The organism is Erwinia sp. JH02 (assembly GCF_013074405.1).
In the GTDB taxonomy this organism is placed as follows: Bacteria; Pseudomonadota; Gammaproteobacteria; order Enterobacterales; family Enterobacteriaceae; genus Erwinia; species Erwinia rhapontici.
This window is the reverse complement of record NZ_JABANZ010000009.1, coordinates 68,684-89,486: the sequence shown is the minus strand read 5'-3', so window position 1 is coordinate 89,486 and position 20,803 is coordinate 68,684. Positions and strand designations below refer to the sequence as shown.

12 protein-coding genes and 3 tRNA genes are annotated in these 20,803 nt (G+C 56.2%); 6 read left to right on the top strand and 9 right to left on the bottom strand.

Annotation, left to right across the window (positions count from 1 at the left end):
* Positions 1–8: 8 nt before the first annotated feature.
* The gene (locus HHI26_RS19895) at positions 9–926 is read right to left on the bottom strand and encodes a transcriptional regulator GcvA (protein WP_159337933.1); all 918 of its coding nucleotides are present in this window, start codon (positions 924–926) and stop codon (positions 9–11) included.
* A 345-nt stretch (positions 927–1,271) separates the two neighbouring features.
* Positions 1,272–1,496, bottom strand: coding sequence for a YgdI/YgdR family lipoprotein (locus tag HHI26_RS19890; protein ID WP_133846064.1), 225 nt, complete (start codon positions 1,494–1,496; stop codon positions 1,272–1,274).
* 220 nt (positions 1,497–1,716) lie between these two features.
* On the opposite strand from HHI26_RS19890, the gene csdA reads away from it, so the two are divergent.
* Positions 1,717–2,922 carry a cysteine desulfurase CsdA gene (csdA, locus tag HHI26_RS19885; RefSeq protein ID WP_133846065.1) on the top strand — a complete coding sequence of 402 codons (1,206 nt, stop codon included), beginning with the start codon at positions 1,717–1,719 and terminating at the stop codon, positions 2,920–2,922.
* A gap of 2 nt (positions 2,923–2,924) precedes the next feature.
* The gene (gene csdE / locus HHI26_RS19880; RefSeq protein WP_171149561.1) at positions 2,925–3,365 is read left to right on the top strand and encodes a cysteine desulfurase sulfur acceptor subunit CsdE; all 441 of its coding nucleotides are present in this window, start codon (positions 2,925–2,927) and stop codon (positions 3,363–3,365) included.
* Between the two features lie 92 nt (positions 3,366–3,457).
* Here csdE and tcdA read toward each other — a convergent pair whose 3' ends face one another.
* Together tcdA and mltA are read right to left on the bottom strand one after the other, a co-directional pair.
* Complete coding sequence (gene tcdA, locus HHI26_RS19875; RefSeq protein ID WP_171149576.1) at positions 3,458–4,258, bottom strand: tRNA cyclic N6-threonylcarbamoyladenosine(37) synthase TcdA; 801 nt, start codon at positions 4,256–4,258, stop codon at positions 3,458–3,460.
* A gap of 62 nt (positions 4,259–4,320) precedes the next feature.
* Positions 4,321–5,469 carry a murein transglycosylase A gene (gene mltA, locus HHI26_RS19870; protein WP_133846068.1) on the bottom strand — a complete coding sequence of 383 codons (1,149 nt, stop codon included), beginning with the start codon at positions 5,467–5,469 and terminating at the stop codon, positions 4,321–4,323.
* Positions 5,470–5,675: 206 nt separating this feature from the next.
* Here mltA and HHI26_RS19865 point away from each other — a divergent pair.
* The 3 genes from HHI26_RS19865 (at position 5,676) to HHI26_RS19855 (ending at position 6,029) form a co-directional block, all read left to right on the top strand.
* Positions 5,676–5,752: transfer RNA gene (locus HHI26_RS19865), tRNA-Met, on the top strand.
* Between the two features lie 76 nt (positions 5,753–5,828).
* Positions 5,829–5,905 (top strand) — tRNA-Met (locus tag HHI26_RS19860).
* Positions 5,906–5,952: 47 nt separating this feature from the next.
* Positions 5,953–6,029: transfer RNA gene (locus tag HHI26_RS19855), tRNA-Met, on the top strand.
* 85 nt (positions 6,030–6,114) lie between these two features.
* On the opposite strand, the gene amiC is transcribed toward HHI26_RS19855, so the two are convergent.
* On the bottom strand, positions 6,115–7,362 hold the full coding sequence (gene amiC / locus HHI26_RS19850; protein WP_133846069.1) for an N-acetylmuramoyl-L-alanine amidase AmiC: 1,248 nt from the start codon (positions 7,360–7,362) through the stop codon (positions 6,115–6,117).
* A 231-nt stretch (positions 7,363–7,593) separates the two neighbouring features.
* On the opposite strand from amiC, the gene argA reads away from it, so the two are divergent.
* Entirely contained in the window at positions 7,594–8,949 is a 1,356-nt protein-coding gene (gene argA, locus HHI26_RS19845) for an amino-acid N-acetyltransferase (RefSeq protein ID WP_159337930.1), read from the top strand.
* A 76-nt stretch (positions 8,950–9,025) separates the two neighbouring features.
* Here the strand turns inward: argA and recD are convergent, their stop codons facing one another.
* From recD to recC, 4 genes are all read right to left on the bottom strand, one after another.
* The gene (gene recD, locus HHI26_RS19840) at positions 9,026–10,864 is read right to left on the bottom strand and encodes an exodeoxyribonuclease V subunit alpha (RefSeq protein ID WP_159337928.1); all 1,839 of its coding nucleotides are present in this window, start codon (positions 10,862–10,864) and stop codon (positions 9,026–9,028) included.
* Positions 10,861–14,397 (bottom strand): exodeoxyribonuclease V subunit beta, encoded by a 3,537-nt coding sequence (gene recB, locus HHI26_RS19835; RefSeq protein WP_171149560.1) that lies wholly within the window; start codon positions 14,395–14,397, stop codon positions 10,861–10,863. Before recB ends, recD begins: the two co-directional genes overlap by 4 nt.
* A complete protein-coding gene (gene ptrA, locus HHI26_RS19830) occupies positions 14,394–17,279 on the bottom strand; it encodes a pitrilysin (RefSeq protein WP_171149559.1) in 2,886 nt (961 codons plus the stop codon). Before ptrA ends, recB begins: the two co-directional genes overlap by 4 nt.
* 143 nt (positions 17,280–17,422) lie before the next feature.
* Positions 17,423–20,782, bottom strand: coding sequence for an exodeoxyribonuclease V subunit gamma (gene recC, locus HHI26_RS19825; RefSeq protein ID WP_171149558.1), 3,360 nt, complete (start codon positions 20,780–20,782; stop codon positions 17,423–17,425).
* Positions 20,783–20,803: the final 21 nt, after the last annotated feature.

Here is a 20,803-nt window from a genome sequence, read left to right as displayed (position 1 = left end):
CATCACGGTCAGTGTTCGTAGCGAAAGCGAAATTTTTCTTGTTCGCTGGCCGCTTTTGCCAGAATCCACTGACGGAAGGCGGCTATTTTACCCAGTTCTGCCTGACTGTCATGACAAACCAGATAAAAAGCATTTTTACTGACTAATACATCATTAAACGGGCACACTAACCTGCCCGCTTCAATCTCGCTCTGCGCCATCACGTTATTAGCCAGTGCAACGCCTTGTCCATGGATTGCCGCCTGGAGCACCATGGCACTGTGGCTGAAAATCGGCCCCTGCTGAACATTAATACTGTTCAGCCCCAGTTGTCGGGTATACGCCTGCCAGTCACGGCGTGATGCATCATGCAGTAAAGTATGGCCTGCCAGTGCCGCAGGCGACGTCAGCGGGCGATCGCCCGTTAACAGCAGCGGTGAACAGACTGGCAGCAGGTATTCCGCATAGAGTTTTTCCACCCGCAATCCCGGCCAGTTACCGCGTCCGTAGAAAATCGCCACGTCAACATCATCAGCCAGTTTCTCTTCATCGCGGTCCACGGCCTGGATACGAACGTCGATCCCCGGATAAGCTGAGTTAAAGCTGGTCAGTCTTGGCACCAGCCACTGAATGGCAAAACTCGGCAGCAAACTGACCGTCAGTGCGCCTTTTGCACTGCGGGCCTGTAGCTTGCGCGTGGCATCATTCAGTGCGGTGAAAATTTCTTTAATATCGAGGTAATAGCTTTGCCCTTCTTCCGTCAGCAGCAAAGATCGATTACGTCTACGGAACAGCTTAAGGCCCAGAAAGTCTTCCAGTGACTTGATTTGATGACTGACAGCGGCCTGAGTCACAAACAGTTCTTCTGCCGCTCGGGTAAAACTGAGATGACGCGCAGCAGCGTCAAAAACCCGCAGCGCATTCAAAGGTGGTAAACGTTTAGACATGATAGATGGGTACTTTTCATCAAGGCCGGGCGTTGCTCTGTTACACAGAGTTACGTATTAGTTTTTTTTATCCGAGGCATTATAAATTGTCCGTTGAGGAACTGCCAGCAAATACCTATAGTTGCGCCACTTCCTGAGCCGGAACGAAAAGTGTTTTGAAATTTGGTGCTAACGCGCGGAATTTTGAGGGGCTTTTGGCTTGTGTCGTGATGTTGTGTTTGCATTTGACCTGACGATTTTCAGGTCTGGTAGCCTGGCTACCTTTTATTCCTGTAGATTTACCCTGTCTGTCCATATTGATTGTTAATAGCACCGCCTGTGGCGGTGCTTTTTTTTGCCTGCGTTTTACTGGCCCATCTCAACCATCTCTTTGACATCAGAGCGGTTAATCTGCTGTTTTGACCCATTGGCATCTTTATAGCTGATCATCCCGGTATCATCGTCTACCATAGGTTTGCCCTCGGCAACGATAGTCCGGCCGTCATTGGTATGCATCACATAATTGCTTGAACAACCAGCCAGAGCTAATGTCATGGTGCAGGCTGCGATCACAGCGGCGAGCTTTTTCATTTTTATATCTCCGTGATGAGAAGAAGTACCCGATGAGCTGTCAAAATAACAATAGAAAAGGGTTTAACATCCTACTAAGACAGCGCTTCTATTTGCGGGTAAACACTATAAACAGTCATAATTCAGCATAACGCGCTTTTTCAGCTTTGCCAGAAAACCACATCTCTTTCAGTCTGGTCCTAAAAAGGCACGAACCATCCCAGAGGAACGCGTAAAAAGTATGACGTCATTTAACCCGCGGCACTTTCGCCAGCAGTTCCCCGCACTCAACGATGCCACCTGCTATCTCGACAGCGCAGCCACCGCGCTGAAACCGCTGGCGGTGATTGATGCCACGGAACAGTTTTATCGCCTGAGTGCGGGTACGGTCCATCGTAGCCAGTTTGCTGCCGCACAGCGCCTGACCGAACGTTATGAACAGGCCCGCGCACAGGTGGCACACCTGCTGAATGCCGCCAGCAGCCACAATATTGTCTGGACCAAAGGCACCACTGAAGCGATCAATCTGGTGGCACAAAGTTGGCTGCGCCCGCGCCTGCAAGCGGGGGATGAGATCGTGGTCAGCGAAGCGGAACACCACGCTAATCTGGTGCCCTGGCTGATGGTGGCAGAACAGACGGGTGCCCGCGTCGTCAAATGGTCGATTGGTAAAAACCGCCTGCCAGACCCCGATCTGCTCCCGGCACTGCTGAATGCACGCACACGTCTGGTGGCCGTGGGGCAAATGTCTAACGTCACTGGCGGTTGCCCTGACCTGCAACGGATCATCAGCCTTGCGCATGGCTGTGGTGCAAAAGTGATGGTCGATGGCGCCCAGGGCGTGGTGCACTGCCCTCCGGATGTACAGGCACTGGATATTGATTTTTATGCTTTTTCGGCACATAAGCTGTACGGCCCGATGGGCATTGGTGCGCTGTATGGCAAAGCCGAACGCCTGGCAGAAATGGTGCCCTGGCAGGGGGGCGGCAAGATGATAAGCAGCGTGACCTTCGAGGGATTTACCCCGCAACCCGTCCCGTGGTGCTTTGAAGCCGGCACCCCTAATGTGGCTGGCGTCATTGGCCTGAGTGCTGCGCTGGAGTGGTTAAGCCACATCGATGTAGCTGCCGCCGAGCGCTGGAGTTGTGAACTGGCGACACAGGCCGAACAACGTCTGTCGGCACTGCCCGGTTTCCGCAGCTATCGCGCCAGCCACTCCAGCCTGCTGGCATTTGATATTACGGGTATCCATCACAGTGACGTCGTGATGCTACTGGCCGAAAGCGGCATTGCCGTGCGCGCCGGGCAGCACTGCGCCCAGCCGTTGCTGGCCGCCCTGGGCGTCAGCGGGACATTACGTGCCTCCTTCGCCCCTTATAATACCGTTGAAGATGTGGACGCGCTGGTCGCGGCCATGACCACCGCCCTGACACTACTGGCAGATTAATCATGAGTTTACCGCTTATCGCTTCGCATCCCTTTGGCACACTGATTACTCCGGACACACTGCGGGCGCAGTTTTCCCATTTCAGGCAGTGGGAGGAGCGTTACCGCCAGCTGATCCTGCTGGGCAAACAGTTGCCCGCCCTGCCCGATGAACTGAGAAGTGCTGATATTGAGCTGACCGGATGTGAAAATCGCGTCTGGCTGGGGCATCAGCTGATGGCTGACGGGCGTCTGCATTTCTTTGGCGAGAGCGAGGGACGTATTGTGCGCGGGCTGTTGGCCGTACTGCTGACGGCTGTAGAAGGTAAAACAGCGGCACAGTTACAGCAGGACGATCCGCTGGCGCTATTTGAGCAACTGGCATTAAAAGAACAGCTGAGCGCCTCACGCAGCGCCGGATTGCAGGCGATGGCCGATGCCGTGATGCGGGCGGTGAATGAATAATATGGCTGCTTGTAACCGTCGGGTCGATCATTTTTTCGATCGACCCGTGCAATAAAAGGCTGACCGAAACAGAAGATCAGCCTCAACGCTATTTATGCCTGACGCGCTGCTTTTGCCATCATTTTCTTCAGCACATGGGACACCGCGACAAAACCAAAGGTGGCGGTGACCATCGTTGCAGCACCAAACCCTGCCGCACAGTCCATACGCTTCGGGCCTTCTGCGGTGCTGCGCGACGCACATACCGAGCCATCCGGCTGCGGATACATCAACGCCTCGGTGGAAAACACGCAGTCGATTCCCAACTTACCTTTGCTGTTTCTGACGATATTGAAATCACTTTTGAGCCGCTCGCGCAATTTCGCCGCCAGCGGATCCTGAATGGTTTTTGCCAGATCGGCCACCTGGATCTGTGTGGGATCAATCTGCCCACCTGCGCCCCCGGTGGTCACCAGCGGCACTTTATTACGCCGACACCATGACAGCAGCGCTGCTTTGGGTCGCACGCTATCAATGGCATCAACCACATAACTGAAGTCCTTCCCAATCAGCTCCGCCGTATTCTCTGGTGTAATGAAGTCGTCAACACAGGTCACCCGGCATTCCGGATTGATCGCCAGCAGACGTTCAGCCATCACCTCGGTTTTCGCCCGGCCAACATTCTCTTTCAGCGCGTGAACCTGACGATTGGTGTTGGTGACGCAGACGTCGTCCATATCGATCAATGTGATCGCACCGATGCCGGTACGTACCAATGCTTCCGCCGCCCACGAACCAACCCCACCAATGCCCACTACACAGACATGCGCATCCGCAAAGAGCTGAAGCGCAGACTGGCCATAGAGGCGCGCCGTTCCGCCAAAGCGTTGCCGCCAGGCATCTGAAAGAACCATCATCTGTTATTCCTCGAAACCTATCCAAACACAGCGGGCCGCCTTCGCCGCCCGCTGTGGATTTACTGACTGACCAGTAAACCACTCTGAGAAGAACTATTCTGTGCAGAAGAGAATATCGGTGCGCCGGCGCCTGGGGCATTTTTCAGCACCCAGACGCGGCCATAATGGTTAAACCAGCCCGCCATATGCCCGGCATCGGGGCCGATTCCCTGGTATATGTCGAAGTGCTGCCCTTTAATGGCCCCCCCTACATCCAGCGACACCATTATACGCATCTCATATTTGCCGGTAAATTTACCGTTGTTATCCAGCAACGGAATCTCTGCCAGCAGCGCAGTACCCGGTGGGATCAACGCACGGTCAGCCGCGACCGAAGCTTTTGCCACCAGCGGCACCGCGCTGGCACCACGCACGGGCGCAAAGTTCTCAGGTTTAAAGAAGACAAAGGAAGGGTTCTGCTCCAGCAGTTCGCGCACCTCAGCCGGGCTGTGCGTTTCGCCCCAATGACGGATAGCCTGCATCGACATGTCTTCGCGCTTCACTTCACCGCGGTCGATCAGAACTTTACCGATACTGCGATAAGGATGGCCATTCTTACCACCGTAGCCGAAGAACGTCAGCGGACGCCCATCCCCGTAGTCAACATAGCCGCTGCCCTGCACATCCATAATAAAGTTATCCATCAGCGAATTGCTGTAGCCCGCGATAAAGCGTTCATCCAGCGCACCACTGTAGATTTCCGCCCGGCTTGGCAGCTTCCTGCCCTTACTACGCGGTGGCATACGGTATAAAGGATATTGGAATTCACCCTGACGGGTGTAACGTGCCTGAATCACCGGGGTGTAGTAACCGGTAAACTGAACGTTGCCATAATTGTCGGTGCCTTCCATCTGATAAGCATCCAGACCGAACTGGCGCAACTGACGAGTATCGCCCCCGGCCATCAGCCAGCTCTCGATGGCGCTATAGGTGCCGGACTGACGCGAATACATGCCCGCAGAGGAAAAACGGATTTGAGAAACCTGGTCGGCAAAGTCTTTGCCATTCACCGGGCGCCCCTTCGCGTTGGGCTGATTGACCAGCGCCAGCGGTTGATTCAGTGTCCCATCCTTATACTGTTGCCCACGATCGGTGGGTTTCGACGAACACCCCGCCAGCAGCGCCAGCAGCGTGCCGGTCACCAGATATTTTGCCCAACCTGCTTTCATGCCTTCTTTACCTTTATACGGGAACCCTGCGCGAAGATAGCAAAGGCACCGCCATAATTAAATGCGCCTTCTGAAAAAGACCTGAGGCATTTGTGCAACATTCCAGCATCTGAGCGTAAAAATCCATCACAACCACGATTTTAGCCACTTATCTGCAAAAAGGGGTTGCAAGAAAACCCATCAGGCGTATAGTGCGCAACCACGGACGCGGGATGGAGCAGCCTGGTAGCTCGTCGGGCTCATAACCCGAAGGTCGTCGGTTCAAATCCGGCTCCCGCAACCAATTAACTAAAGTCTGTAAGATTGAGTTAAGCAGTAAAGAAGATAGTTGTCGTGATGGAAGCGACAAACCACGCGGACGCGGGATGGAGCAGCCTGGTAGCTCGTCGGGCTCATAACCCGAAGGTCGTCGGTTCAAATCCGGCTCCCGCAACCAATTATCCGTCGTGGGTGGAAGTAAAAGTAGTTAAAGCGTTAATCGGACGCGGGATGGAGCAGCCTGGTAGCTCGTCGGGCTCATAACCCGAAGGTCGTCGGTTCAAATCCGGCTCCCGCAACCAATTAAACACCCTTAAGGGTGTTTTTTTGTATCTGTCGTTTGTCCCCCTCTTGCTGAATCACAGCGGAATCCTTTCCGCCCGTTGACTATTTATGCAGTGCCAGCGGCGCACCGTTAGCAAAATACGCTTTAATCCCTGCCAGAATGGAATCCGCCACCTGATGCTGAAAACGTGTGGTGCGTAATTTACGTTCCTCTTCGATATTGCTGATAAAGGCCGTTTCTACCAGAATCGAAGGGATATCCGGTGCTTTCAGTACCGCAAAGCCTGCCTGATCCACCGTCCGCTTATGCAGATGGTTAATTTTCCCCATGCGCGACAACACCTCTTTGCCAAACTTCAGACTGTCGTTAATCGTCAGGCTCTGCACCATATCGAACATGGTGTGGTCGAGGTAACGGTCGCCGCTTCTGCTAACGCCCCCAATCAGATCGGATTCATTCTGCGTCTGTGCCAGAAAACGGGCAGCGGTACTGGTTGCCCCTTTCGTCGACAGCGCAAACACCGATGATCCGCGTGCCGCACGGCTGGTAAATGCATCAGCATGAATCGAGATAAACAGGTCGGCACGCTGCTTGCGCGCTTTCGCCACACGCACTTTCAGGGGAATAAAGACATCCTCATTGCGCGTCATATAGGCACGCATGTTCGGCTGCTTATCGATCAGGGCCTTCAGCCGTCGGCCAATCTTCAGCACCACATCTTTCTCGCGCGTTTTATGCTTACCAACGGCCCCGGAGTCTTCACCGCCGTGGCCGGGATCGATCATGATGACAATGGGACGATCCCGACCCGCCTTACCGGGAAGCGGTGCGGCCGCTGGCTGGCTGCGTTCGAGATCGCCCTTGTTGTAATCTTCCAGCAATGCCAGTAGCGGATCATCATTGTGCTGTTGTGTTTGCACCGGATAGAGATCCAGTACCAGACGATTTTTGATCCCGGCAACCGGATCGAGCGTAAAAATACGCGGCGCAACGTTTTGCTTTAGCTCCAGCACCAGCCGGACGGTGTTTTGGTCGAACTGGCCGACACGCGCATTTTTAATATAGGGATCGTCCTGACGGACCAGATTGCCCACGCTATTCAGCGCCGAATTCAGCCGGATATTATCGATATCCACGACCACGCGATCGGGATTGCTGAGGGCAAACTGCTTATACTTAAGCGGCGTGTTGGACTCAATGGTCAGACGTGAATAAGTAGAAGAAGGCCAGAGGCGGATCGCGACCACATGGCCGCTGGCGGCCATGCCGACACGGCTGATGCTGAGTAACCAGGCTGCGCCTGCCCCTTGTAATAACCGCCGCCGGTTAAGTGAGGTTGAATCGGTCATGCCACTCCTGATGCGTTGCTGTGTTTAATAAAAAGCCAATAACAAAAATTTTGCAAAAACTTTAACGAATCCACCAGGCAGTGTCACCCAAAAAAAGCGAATAAATGCAGGGTATTAGCCACAGAGAAATGCGGTAGCAGGTGATAAGTAAGGATAAATGCCACTTGCACCCGGAGTGATAAAAGAATAAAAATACACTTTTACCGAATAATAATTCAAAGAGGGTTTGCCGTGAAGGAACGTAGTACCGAGCTGGTCCAGGGATTCCGCCATACAGTTCCCTATATCAACGCCCATCGTGGTAAAACGTTTGTCATTATGCTGGGTGGTGAAGCCATCGAGCATGAGAACTTCTCAAGCATCGTCAATGATATCGGCCTGCTGCACAGCCTGGGTATCCGCCTGGTCGTAGTGTATGGCGCCCGCCCGCAAATTGATGCCAGCCTCGCCGAGCGTAACCTCGAACCGCTCTACCATAAACATACCCGCGTTACGGATGCGCAGTCGTTGGAGCTGGTCAAACAGGCCGCAGGCCGTTTACAGCTGGATATCACTGCCCGCCTGTCGATGAGCCTCAATAACACGCCGTTACAGGGCGCACATATTAATGTGGTCAGCGGCAACTTTATTATTGCCCAGCCGCTGGGCGTGGATGACGGCGTGGACTACTGTCACAGCGGCCGTATTCGTCGTATCGATGAAGAAGCCATTCATCGCCAGCTGGACAGCGGTGCCATCGTGCTGATGGGGCCCGTCGCCGTTTCGGTCACCGGAGAGAGCTTCAACCTGACCTCTGAAGAGGTTGCCACCCAGCTGGCGATCAAACTGAAAGCTGAAAAAATGATCGGCTTCTGTTCCGAACAGGGCGTGACGAACAATGAAGGCAATATTGTTTCCGAGCTATTCCCCAATGAAGCGCAGAAGCGTATTGAAGAACTGGAAACCAGCGATGACTATCACTCCGGCACCGTGCGCTTCCTGCGTGGTGCCGTGAAAGCCTGCCGCAGCGGCGTGCGCCGTAGTCACCTGATTAGCTATCAGGAAGATGGCACCCTGTTGCAGGAGCTGTTCTCACGCGACGGTATCGGTACGCAGATTGTAATGGAGAGCGCCGAGCAGATCCGCCGCGCCACGATTAACGATATTGGTGGCATTCTGGAACTGATCCGCCCGCTGGAGCAGCAGGGCATTCTGGTGCGCCGCTCGCGCGAGCAGCTGGAAATGGAAATCGATAAGTTTACGATTGTTGAACGCGATAACCTGACCATCGGCTGCGCTGCGCTTTATCCATTCCCCGAAGAGCAGATCGGTGAAATGGCCTGCGTGGCAGTACACCCGGATTACCGCAGTTCGGCACGCGGCGAGGCACTGCTGGAGCGCGTAGCGTTACAGGCACGCCAGATGGGGTTAAAAAAACTGTTTGTGCTGACCACACGCAGTATTCACTGGTTCCAGGAACGTGGTTTTGTCCCGGTGGATATCGAACTGCTGCCGGAAAGCAAAAAACAGATGTACAACTATCAGCGTCGTTCCAAAGTGCTGATGGTCGACCTGCGGGAAGCCAACGCCCATACGCGGCAAAGTTAATCGCGCACCGCACGATTAACCGACGGGGCGAGGCATGCTCCGTTCGATGTTAACCGGGACGGGCATGCCCGTCCCCCTAAACCTGCGTTAATCGATCCACCAGCCCACTGCGCCTTTGCGTGCGCATCTTCACTGCGGCGTTAAACACGCCTTTATCGGCGTACAGCGTTAGCTGTCGTTTGGCACGCGTGATGGCGGTATACACCAGCTCACGCGTCAGCACCGGCATGATCTGATTTGGTAACACCATCAGCGTATGTTCAAACTCCGATCCCTGCGACTTATGCACCGTCATCGCCCAGGCGCTGTCATGCGGCGGCAGGCGACTCGGTTGCACGGCCTTGATGCTGCCATCGGGCAGTGGGAAAAACACTTTCAGCTGCTGCTCATCGTCCAGCATCGCAATACCGATATCGCCGTTAAACAACCCCAGCGCCCGGTCATTACGGGCAATCATCACAGGCCGCCCGACAAACCACTTGCCGTTCATCGCCACAACGCGGCGAATCAGCCCCGCCTGGCGCAGCGACTGCTCAATGCGTTCATTCAGCCCGGCAACCCCAAATGGCCCCTCGCGCAGGGCGCACAGCAGTTGGAATCGGCCAAACTCCGCCAAAACCTCAGCAGGCGGCGCTCCGGCGGCGAGCAATTTCAGATAGCCGCGATAACCCGCCACACAGTCATTCAACAGCTGCTGGTAATCCTCACTGCTGCTCAGTGCCTGGCGACGAATATCCGTAAATCCACCGCTGAAGACCTGCTCAACCCGCTTCACCTCACCGGCGTTGACCGCCAGCGCCAGCTGACCAATACCTGATGACGCTGTAAAACGGTAGCTTTTCCGCAGCAGGCAGATCATATCGCGCACCACAGAAGCACTGGCATCCTCACGCCCGGCAACGTCACACCCCGTCAGACGCGTGAGTTCAGCGGCACGCTCCAGGCTGTAACCGAATTCGGCACAGCGGCAGATATCCCCCAATACGGCACCCGCCTCTACCGAGGCAAGCTGGTCGCGGTCACCCAGGAAGATCACTCGTGCCTGTGAAGGCAGCGCCGCGATCAGGTTAGCCAGCATCGGCAGATCGACCATTGAGGCTTCATCTACCACCAACACGTCCAGATGCAACGGATTACCCCGGTGGTAACGCATGCGTTGGCTGCCTGGCAGTGCGCCCAGCAGGCGGTGCAGCGTGGTCGCCTCCGTCGGGAAACGGCTGCGAATCTCCTCGTCCAGCGTCAGTTCCTGTAGCGTTTTTCCCAGTGACTCCGTGAGTCGGGCTGCCGCTTTCCCGGTTGGAGCTGCCAGTTCAATCCGTGGCGCCGTCACTGATAGCTCAATCAGGCTGGCGAGTAATTTCGCCACCGTTGTGGTCTTCCCGGTGCCCGGCCCGCCTGAAATCACTGCAACCTGACGGGTGAGCGCCACGGCAGCGGCAATTTTCTGCCAGTCGTCAGGCTGCTGGCCGAAATAGCGGTCAAGCGTCTGGCGCACCTGCGCCTCATCCAGTGCGACGGCATGCTGCTGGCGCTGCACAAACTGCGCCACTTCCCCTTCGCTCTGCCACATCCGGTGCAGATACAGCCGCTGTTGATGTAACACCAGCGGCGTCGCTGACTCCCCGTTGCTGACGGCGGTTTGTGCCAGTAATGTATCAGCCCAGTCCTGTGGTGCTCCTGCCGCCTGCCACAATGCCTGCGCCAGCTCCGGGTGACGGCCGGCAAAAAAAGCCTCAGGATGCAGTTGGTCCAGCGGCAGACAGACGTGCCCTTCCCCCGCATCGCGACTGACCAGTGCGGCCGCCAGCATCAGCGCCGGTTGCTCTGCTGTCGCCACCATCTGCGCAAACTGCACATCAAGGGGCCGCAATAGCCGCAGTCGCTGCGCCTGCTTTAATCCTTCTGTCAGCGTCATGCGCCCTGCTCCGCGTTGTTAGCAAACAGCTGGTCAAGCGCAGTGACAAAGTCTGCCTGGGGCCGCGTGCTGTAAATGCCATTGCTTCCCTCCGTCCCGTCCAGGCCACGCAGGAACAGATAAATCACGCCACCGAAATGACGTTCGTAGTCATAGTCCGCCAGACGGTGCCGCAGATAGCGATGCAGCGCCAGCGTGTAAAGCTGGTACTGCAGGTCGTAGCGATGTGACTGCATCGCCTGCGCCATAGCCGGACGCGTGTAAGCGCTACTGTCCTCACCCAGCCAGTTCGATTTGTAATCCAGCAGGTAATATTTTCCCTGCCAGCAAAAGACCAAATCGATAAAGCCTTTCAGCATGCCCTGCACCTGATAAAAATCGAGCGGCGGGCAGTCAGCCGAAAGCGGGTCCTGGCGCACCACCTGGTCCAGTGCATCAGCCGTCAGAAGACGTGAAATCGGCAGATAAAATTGCAGCTCAACCCGCCGGGCTTCAGGCGCAAGCTGATCCAGGCTCACGCCACTGTCATTAAGCGGCGTATGCAAAATACGCCCAAGCCAGTCATGCATCACCGGATGCCAGGCCTCATCCAGCCCCTGACGACTAAGCTGAAGCGCCAGCCAGTCATCCTCCAGCGGGGCGGTAAATTCGAGGGTTTCGAACAATCCATGCAGGAAAGTGCCCGGTGCCGCTCCGCGCGGGAAAGTGTGCGGCGTAAGCTGTGGTAACAGCTCATCGCTGGCTTCCCCCACCGCATCAACATCCAGCCGGGGCAGCAGGTCCAGCGCGGGCGCATGTCCGTGCTGTTGCAGGCCGGAATAACTGGTCACTCGCCAGTCATCGCGCAGGGTACGTTGTAACTGCTGGCTGCTCAGGCGCTGTGGGTCTTCGTGCTGTGGCTGCCACGGCGTATCGTCCGGTTCCTGCGGAATAACGACCGCGGTCGCATCACTTTGCAGGCTCAGCAGTGCCGTCCTTAATCCTGCGGCATCTGCCGCTTCGCCTTGCTGGATCAAGTAGCCCAACGCGCTGCGGTGCAGGTCGCTGTCGCCCTCTTTTTTACGTGTGCCTTTAATCAGGGGAGCAATACCGACGCTACAGTGGTAAACCGAGCGCGTCAGCGCCACATACAGCAAGCGCAGATCTTCTGCCAGCCTCTCCTGCTCGGCCAGCGCCACGCTCTCTTCCCCTTGTTGTAAGTCGAGCAACGCTTCGAAGGTTTGACGATCGTGATAAACGCCGTTTTCCGCCTCGCGGAAGTTGGCAACAAATGGCAACCACACCAGCGGATACTGTAAACCTTTCGATTTATGGATGGTGACAATCTGCACCAGGTTACGATCGCTCTCCAGGCGCAACTGCTGGTTAGCCACTTGCCCGTCCGGCTGTTCCACCTGCTGAGCGAGCCAACGCACCAGCGCATGTTCACTGTCGAGGGTGGCTGCAGCCTCCTGCAACAGTTCACCCAGATGCAGCAGATCGGTCAGACGGCGTTCCCCGCTGTCGGACGCCAGGAGGTTTTCCGCAATATGCCGTTTCACCATCAGATCGCGCAGCATCGGCAGTACGCCGCGCTTTAACCAACGCTGGCGGTAGTCGGCAAATTCATCCACCAGGGCATCCCAGGCCCGTTCGTCCTGGTTCAGCGCATCCAGTGCCCGGGCATCAAGGCCCAGCAGGCTGCTGGCCAGCGCACTGCGCAGAACACGCTCCTGCTCCGGTGCCAGCACCGCCTGCAACAGCCACAGCATTTCGCGGGCTTCCGGTGTGGTAAATACGCTGTCACGGTTGGAGAGATACACCGAGGGGATTGCCAGGCCGTTTAATGCCTCACGCATCACCGAGGCCTCACTACGGCTACGCACCAGAATCGTGATATCCGAGGCACGCACCGGCTGCTGTTTACCGGCCTTACCGATCATCGCGGTGCCCTGCTGCCCGGCACTGAGCCAGCGGCGAATTTCCGCGGCACACTGGCGCGCCATAAACTGCTGGTAATCACTGACCCCGACGCCCTCACCGGGCTGTAACCAGAACTGCAAAGCCGGCTGTTCTGCTCCCTCCAGGCTAAAGCTCAGGGTGGCGTTCGGCGCTGCCGGGCTGACGGTAATAAAAGGGATATCATTGAATAAAAACGGGTTTACCTGGTGCAAAAACAGCTTATTAACACCCTCCACCATCGCCGGTGATGAGCGCCAGTTAGTCTCAAGCGTATAGTGAGCACTAACTTCTGCTCGCGCTTTCATATAGGTAAAGATATCCGCACCACGGAAGGCGTAGATAGCCTGTTTCGGATCGCCGATCAGCAGCAGTGCACTGTCTGGCTGCCGCGCATACAGCGTGTGGAAGATGCGGTATTGCTGGGGATCGGTGTCCTGGAATTCATCAATCAGGGCAACCGGGTAACGCTGACGGATTGCCGCTGCCAGCGCGGCTCCCCCCGGCTGCTGCAATGCAGCATCAAAGCGCCCCAGCAGGTCATCAAACCCCATCTGCGCATGCAGGCGTTTCTCCTGCTGGGTCACAAAACGCACCTCGTGCAACGCCCGGGCAATCAGCAGGTCGCGCAATGACAGAGGTTCTGCGAGGAAGGCATCAATCTGGTCAAACAACGGATGCCGTGGCGGCTCGCCTTTCTTGGTTTTATCCGACAGCACGCGCTGACCAAAACGCTCAAGGTCTTTCGCGACCTCATAGTCTTCCGTTGCTGCCTGCGCCCACTGGGTAATTTTTTCCAGCCAGTTAGGTAAGTGCTTACTACTGTAACTGCGCTTGTCCACACCGGAGGACTCAACCAGCGACTGCAAATCGCCTGCCGCCAACCATGCCTGTTTCAGTTGGTCGATGTGGGCAATGATTTTCTCATGGCGCTGCTCCAGCGTTTCATCGCGGTCTGGCGCTGATTTGAGCGCTGGCGCTTCTCCCCCCAGCCACGGCGAAAGCGTTTTCAGCAGTTGCTCCGGCCCTTCCCACAGCTGACGCACCACGCGCGCAACCGGCAGCGGTAGCGGATAGCAGTGACGACGCCAGAAATCGGCCGTTGCGCGACGGCGCAACGGGGTTTCGTCCTCAATCAACTCCTGTTCAAACAGCATGCCGGATTCAAAAGCATTGAGATTCAGCATGCGCTGGCAGAAACCGTGAATAGTAAAGATACCGGCCTCATCCATCTGCCGTTCGGCGGCCAGCAGCATTGATGCTGCCTGCGATAAATCCGCCACTTCAGACATCAGAGCCGAGAGCATCGGGTTATGACTTTCACCGCGAATGCAGGCAATGCGCAGCTCGTGGATATTGGCACGGATACGCCCGCGCAGCTCCGCCGTTGCCGCCTCGGTAAACGTCACAACCAGAATCTCTTCCACTGACAACGGGCGACTGAACGCCGCTTCACCGCCCAACCCCAATAACAGGCGCAGATAGAGCAGCCCGATGGTGAAGGTTTTCCCGGTTCCGGCGGACGCCTCAATCAGCCGCTCGCCGTGCAGTGGCAGGGTTAACGGCTCAAGCCTTTCAGGCACCCGTTGGTTCATGGCTGATCCTGACTCACTGGTAATGATTGCTGCAAGGTAGAGAGATCCTTCCAGGTCTTCCAGCCTGATGGCGCAGCATAGTCAGCTTTGCCGTGGCGGCTGCCGGATACCTGGGACAACAACGCCAGCCCACTCGGCGCAATGACAGCCTGATGGAAGAAGTCAGCCAGCCCCTGCGGCGTTAACGTCTGGATCTGCGCAATCACCTTCTCGCGGGTATCGAAATGGTAGTTCTCACGATCGAAATCTTTGCTAAAGCGCCCGGCTTCCTCATCCAGCGTTTGCGGGCGCTGCTTCAGTTCGTTGATCATCGCAGCCTGATACTGAGCAAAATCTTCGTGGCTCATTTCACGCAGGCGCTTCTCAGCCGTTGGATAAAACGCCTCAAAGCGCTTCAGTAGATAAGCGGGTTGCTTCACGTTACTTTGCAGCAGGAAGCCGATGCCCCACTGACGGCCCACCGGCATCTGGAAGGAGAAGACCGCATAGCCGAGTTGCTCTTCCGTACGGAGCTGATTGTAGAACCACGGCTGAATAATCTGGCTCAGCATCGCACTGCTGGCCATACTCTGATACTCCGGGAAGCCAAGCGGAATATAGACAGCGGCCAGTGCAGAGTCGGTGCTGCTACCGGGCTGTTGCAGGTTAGCCAGCACTTTTTTATCCACCGTCACGTGCTCACTGTGCCACCAGTCGCTGCCTTCGCAGTTAAGCTGATTTTTCACGTCAGTGGCCAGCTTACGCACGGCATCCGGCGTCATATTCCCTACCACCATCAGTTCCGGAGTGGATTGTTCCAGCAGCATTTTACGGTAGTCGAGTAGCTGTTGTAGCGTGATGGCAGGCACCAGTTTACGCCGTTCACTGCGTTGCGTGTAAGGCAGCTGTGACAGCAGTTGCGCAGGCTGAATCGCCAGCTCAAACGCTTTGCCTTTTTCGGCCGAATCCAGACGTTCCAGATACCAGGATTTCGCTTGTTCCAGCTGCTGTTCCGTTGGGGTAAAGCTGGCGTAACCGTCCAGCAGTTGGCCCATCAACTTCGGCAAACGCTGCGTGAACCCGCTGGCACTAAAGGAAACGCCGTCATCTTCACTGGTGGAGAAACTGATGCCACCGACAGAAGCCTGGGAACTCAGTTCATCCAGCGCAACCCCCGCCAGATAGTCATTGAGCGCAAACAACACCTGATTTTGAGCGGTGCTCATTGACGCCTTGTTACGCAGGGCCAGGGTGATATTAGCCTTAGGCTCATCGGCGTAGTACTGGCTTGGCATGTAGAACACGCGCAGCCCTTTCTGATTCATCAGCTCTTCCGGGCGCTGATACTTTTTATCGGCCTTGATCAGGCTGAAATCATCCGGGATGTAAGGGTTCAGAACGGGCAACGACAGACTGATTTTGTCGCCAGCAGCCTGCCAGTCAGTAAAACGCTGCGCAGGAATACGATCGACCTGATAAGGCGCATCGACAAAGTAAGCGGTTTTATTGTGTGGCTCTTTCGGGCTGATAAACCAGATACGCGCATTTTGTGGCGTCATGACATCCAGACGGGCGTTAACCGCCTGCGGATCAAACTGGTCGGCAATATACGGGGCGACCAGCGTATCCTCGACCGGTACGCGCAGCATGGTATCCACCATCCATTCGATGTAGTCCATATCGCGGGTAATCGACGGATAACGGAAGTCGAGATCCAGCACGTGGGACACTTCATCAAAGTAGCGCTTATCAATGCCCTGAGTACGCAGCGTTTTCAGGTAGCTGAATACGGCGGCAATCACTTCATCCCGGTTAGCCTGGCCTTTATCGGTCAGGGAGATAGCGATGGAGAACACGCCACCGTTGCGGTCGATCATCGGGTCAGCACCCGCACTGATGGAATCCGCCAGGCCCTGATTTTGCAGCCAGTCTGAGAGCGTATTTTTGCTGCGGTTACCAATCAGATACCCGATCAGCGTGTCCGTTTTGCTGCGGAATTTGTCGCTGTTGTTATCGATGCGGAATTCGATTTTCAGCTGCTTACGTGGCTGGGCCGGCACGTAGTGAATGATCACGCCTTTCTGCTGGTCGGTCACCACCGGAACGGTGATATCCGGCACCGTGGCATGGCGGTTTTCCACGCGCCCAAAGGTTGCGGCGGCAATTTTCTCCAGCTCCGGCAGTGGCTGATTACCGTAGATCACTGCCTTCATTAAGTTGGCGGAGTAGTAGCGATGGTAAAAGGCCTTCAGCGCATCGTGCAGTTTGCTGCCCGGTTTATCGCGCAGGGTTTCCAGATTCCCGCCAGAGAAGCGTGAGCTGGGGTGTTCTGGATTGAGAGTTTCAGCACCGACCTGCGCCATGCGCAGACCGTCACGCGAACGGGCCATCGTCAGCTCGGCGTTCACTGCATGGCGCTCGCGGTCAGCATTCACCGGGTCGAGCAGCGGTTCAGCGATAGCATCGGCCAGGCGGTCGACGGCGGGTTGCAGGGCATCGTTTTCCACTTCCAGGTAGAACGCGGTGCGATAAGACGCGGTGCTGGCGTTATGGCTGCCACCGTGTTTTTTGAGGAATTCAGCGAGGTTATCCGGCTGCGGGTAACGTTTTGAGCCCATCAGCACCATATGTTCGAGGTAGTGTGCCAGGCCAAGTTGATCGGTTGGGTTTTCCAGTGAGCCGACCGGCAGCGTCAGCGCTGCCAGCGATTTCGTGGCCTGCGCGTCGGACACCAGCAGAACGGTCATGCCATTATCGAGCTTAATGGCCTGATACTGGCGTGGGTCCTTCTCACTTTTACGGATGGTTTCAGTGAGGGGCTGCCAGCCGGTCTGAGCAAGTGTCAGTGGGCTGAACATCGAGACGGAAACAAAACAAGCTAACCAGACTGCATAACGACGCATTCAAACTCCTCAACGGGCTGGTGTTATCCGGCTTCCCGCCAGATGAACATCGGCTTACAAATTTCAGCGTACGGCTGTGTGACGTGACATACGCTAACACAATAAAAACACTACAGGATGTCGCCCTGAATGTCCTGAAAACATCAACTATTATGCACCAGTAACGGCAGCAACCACCGCTCTGCCTGCACGGCCATCTCTTGTTCGCTATTGCTATCCAGGGTACGCAGTAAACGTTGCAGATAGGGGTCTGTGCCCTCGCCGTCAACCTGATAATTTCCCTGCCAGCTCAGCAACAGTTTCCCGCGTGCTTTTTTCAGCGTTGCGTCATCGCGCAGCACCGCGCCCGCTTTCTCATCAAAGCAGGCTTTCAACCAGGCACCGCCGGATGCGGTCAGCAGCAGTGGCGCACACATGCCCTGACGATAACCGTCAACATACCCGGCAAGCTGCTGCTTTGCAGCAGCAGGGGCCAGCGGAGTGAAATGCCATTCGCTCTCTTTGCGTCCCAACATCCTGCTGCTGCCGGTGCCCCCCATCGAACAGTACACCAGGTGCTCCAGCCACAGCGTCAGGCCATCATTGAAGTTGAGAATGCCGGGCCGCCAGCGCAGCAATCCGCTGTCCTGTACCTGGGGCAGCCAGCCGTTTAAGGTCACGCTCCCCACTTCCAGTGCGATCTCCCAGCTCTCAGCCGCCGCCCGCAGTTCACGTACGCGCCCCGCCAGCTCGCTCATCTCCTGCTCCTGTTCCTGCCAGAACAGTTCGCCAAAGGCCCCATAGGGTAACGCCCCGGCGGCGCGCTGACGGGCATACAATCGTTCGCTTTCACTGCCCTCAATCAGGCTGTTAAGCAGTTGAGTGTTGACCTGATAGCGGCTCAGACCCTGTAAAGAAAAAGGTTCCGCATCGGGCAGCCCGGTCTCTTCAAGATGGAAGCTGACCCCAAGACGCAGGCTGAAAAAAGACCTGACCGGATGGCGCCAGAAGCGCACCAGCTTGTCGAAGCTGAGCTCATCCGTACTTTCATCAGGCAGTACCTGCATAAACGGCGGGTGTGCCGTCCCCTGTGCGCTGGCAGCAGGGAGCCATTCAGCGGCAAAGCTGCGGAACTCCGATTCAGCGCTGAAGTTTTCCGCGGCAAAGGGCATCCGGCTATGCAAATGGTGCAGATGCTCCACGACGGCTTTTGCGCTGCTGTCGACATCCCGATCGCGGTCCTGCTCCAGGCAGAAGCTCTGACTGATGTATTCCACTAATTCACTGACCAGCACAGAGGGGTAACGTTCCGTATTATCCTGAATTGAGCGGCCGATGTAGCTGATATACAGCTGTTGCTGCGCCGAGTTCAGCGCTTCGAGGAACAGATAACGGTCATCGTCACGGCGACTACGGTCCCCCTTCTGCGACTGCTGGCTCATTAAGTCAAAGCCCAGCGGCGGCAGCGTACGCGGATATACGCCGTCGTTCATTCCCAGCAGACAGACGACTTTAAACGGGATCGAACGCATGGGCATCAGAGTACAGAAGTTAACCGGGCCGGCGAGGAAGCGCTGGCTGATGCGCTGCTGGTCGAGGCGTGACGACAGCTCATCACGCAGTAGCGTCAGCGGCACGGCCTGCTGATAACCTGCCTCCACGCCGTAGTTGATCGCCTGCTGCCACTGCTCTTCAATCAGCGTCAGCGCCGCTTCGGTTTCTGCGTCACTGGTAAAGAAATCATCCAGCATTTGGCGGCACAGCGGCAGCCAGTGCTGGAGTTCACGGGGTTCACTCAGCCACTGCCGCCAGCGGTTGAGCTGCATCAGCAGTTCAGCAAGGTTTCCGGCCAGTTCTGCAATCAGCCCGCTGGATTCATCGTAAGGCAGGATACCCTGCCAGTCCCCGGCCTCGCTGTTCATAGCATAGCCCAGCAGCATACGCGTCAGACCAAAATGCCAGGTGTGCTGGCCGGTAGCAGGCAGATCCAAATCGCGCACGCTGTCATCATCAAGCCCCCAGCGAACGCCGGACTCCGCAACCCAGTGGCGCAGCAGACGTAATCCTTCTTCATCCACGGTAAAACGGCTGGCGAGTGCAGGCACTTCCAGCAACGCCAGCACATCCTCGGCGGTAAAGCGGCTTTCCGGCAAACTGAGCAACGAGATAAAAGCCTGCAATGCAGGGTGCGCCTGGCTGGCACGGCGGTCGGAAATAGCAAACGGCAACGCGCGATCGGCCGGAGCATTGCCAAACACCGCCTGAATAAACGGGGTATAAGCGTCAATGTCAGCCACCATGACGATAATATCGCGCGGGGTCAGCGACGGGTCGTCAGCCATCATGGCCAGCAGCCGATCCTGGAGCACCTCCACCTCGCGCTGTGGGCTGTGACAGAGGTGGATCGCCACCGAACGATCTTCAGGGGAGAGCACCCGCTTGCTACGACTCGTAGACCATTCACTTTGCTTCAGGCCAATCGCGGCATGATCTTCCAGCTCCAGCAAATCCCGCTTCAGGGCATGCAGCAGGTTTGTCGGCTCAATATCGACAAAGGCAAAGACTTCATTCGGTTCCATTTGCGCCAGCAGGTACAAATTGTCACGCCCCAACTTGCCCCAGGAGGCCAGCAACGGGTTACTCAGCTGCTGTTCACCGCCTTCATTAAACAGCCCTGGGGCTGCATCGCTGTCACGAAACTGGGGGATCTCGCGGTTATCCTGATAATGGCGACGATGGCGGCTTTGTAATTTTGCCAGGAAACCATAATCCTGAATGTCGCCCCAGTAGTGACGGCAGGGATTCGTGAAAAGCAGATGGATATCAATATGTTTACCCAAAGCCTGGAGGGCTTGCAGGTAAACCGGCGGCAGTGCTGAGATACCACAGATAAACACACGATCAGGGAGGTTAGCCGGGCGTTCACCGCTGTTGTCCAGCCGGGCAATAAAGCGCTGATAGAGGTTGGCACGGTGCCATTCTGGCTGGCCGAGTTTATCCGTGTAGTCAACCAGCGCAGCCCACAGCGGTGCCTGCCAGCATTGGGATTCCCCCAGATCATCCACCAACTGCCCTTTTTCCCAGCTGTTCAGCCAGTGAGGGCGATAGACCAGATACTGGTCAAAGAGATCCGCCACGCGGGACGCCAGCTGGAACAGCTTACGGTCGTCGCCATCGCTGAGATAATGACGCAGCATTTCAAATTCTTCACCGCCCAGCATTCCGGGCAGGATAGCCATCAGCTTCCAGCTCATGCTGGATTTATTAAAGGCACTCTCTTTCGGGATCTCCGGCAGCACGCGGACAAACATGTCCCAGATAAAACTGGCGGGCAGGGGAAAGTCGATATTCGCGGCAATGCCGAACTCTTCGGCCAGCGACATTTGCAGCCACTGCGCCATGCCCGGGCTTTGTACCAGCACCACTTCAGAACGCAGTGGATCGCCCAGCGGCTGGTTTTCTATCTGCCAGCACGCCAGTGTTTTTAGCAAATCCAACTGATTGGAGTGGTACACGGTAAACATACAAATATGCCCTTATACAAT

Bases quoted from the DNA above. Each gene is read 5' to 3' on its own strand.
- HHI26_RS19895 (WP_159337933.1), bottom strand. From the start codon at position 926: ATGTCTAAACGTTTACCACCTTTGAATGCGCTGCGGGTTTTTGACGCT.
- HHI26_RS19890 (WP_133846064.1), bottom strand. From the start codon at position 1,496: ATGAAAAAGCTCGCCGCTGTGATCGCAGCCTGCACCATGACATTAGCT.
- csdA (WP_133846065.1), top strand. From the start codon at position 1,717: ATGACGTCATTTAACCCGCGGCACTTTCGCCAGCAGTTCCCCGCACTC.
- csdE (WP_171149561.1), top strand. From the start codon at position 2,925: ATGAGTTTACCGCTTATCGCTTCGCATCCCTTTGGCACACTGATTACT.
- tcdA (WP_171149576.1), bottom strand. From the start codon at position 4,258: ATGGTTCTTTCAGATGCCTGGCGGCAACGCTTTGGCGGAACGGCGCGC.
- mltA (WP_133846068.1), bottom strand. From the start codon at position 5,469: ATGAAAGCAGGTTGGGCAAAATATCTGGTGACCGGCACGCTGCTGGCG.
- amiC (WP_133846069.1), bottom strand. From the start codon at position 7,362: ATGACCGATTCAACCTCACTTAACCGGCGGCGGTTATTACAAGGGGCA.
- recD (WP_159337928.1), bottom strand. From the start codon at position 10,864: ATGACGCTGACAGAAGGATTAAAGCAGGCGCAGCGACTGCGGCTATTG.
- recB (WP_171149560.1), bottom strand. From the start codon at position 14,397: ATGAACCAACGGGTGCCTGAAAGGCTTGAGCCGTTAACCCTGCCACTG.
- ptrA (WP_171149559.1), bottom strand. From the start codon at position 17,279: ATGCGTCGTTATGCAGTCTGGTTAGCTTGTTTTGTTTCCGTCTCGATG.
- recC (WP_171149558.1), bottom strand. From the start codon at position 20,782: ATGTTTACCGTGTACCACTCCAATCAGTTGGATTTGCTAAAAACACTG.